The organism is Tritonibacter sp. SIMBA_163, assembly GCF_046535935.1.
Taxonomy (GTDB): domain Bacteria; phylum Pseudomonadota; class Alphaproteobacteria; order Rhodobacterales; family Rhodobacteraceae; genus Epibacterium; species Epibacterium scottomollicae.
The window spans coordinates 1-276 of sequence record NZ_JAWJBP010000384.1; the positions used below are offsets into that span (position 1 = coordinate 1).

Sequence of the window (276 nt, forward strand, 5' to 3'; positions counted from 1 at the left end):
CCAGGACTGTGGGCGATGGCCAGCGTGCTGGCCCTGGTTCTGGCCGGATCGGTCGCCTTCGTGCCGGGCGATCTTGGGCGCATGAAGGAAAAGCCACCATTCCGCGGGATGCTGGCTAAGTCTAGGGGAGTCAACATCCTGTCCGCGGCGCGGTTCTTCCTGTTCGGCGCGCGCGACGTGTGGTTCGTCGTCGGCCTGCCGATCTTCCTATACGGCACGCTCAATTGGACCTTCGAAGGCGTTGGGGGATTCCTTGCCCTGTGGACGATTGGCTAT

1 pseudogene is annotated in these 276 nt (G+C 63.0%); it reads left to right on the forward strand.

The features are described 5' to 3' along the window. Positions 1-15: 15 nt before the first annotated feature. Positions 16-276 (forward strand): annotated as a pseudogene (locus R0J92_RS22825) (MFS transporter); the annotation flags it as partial.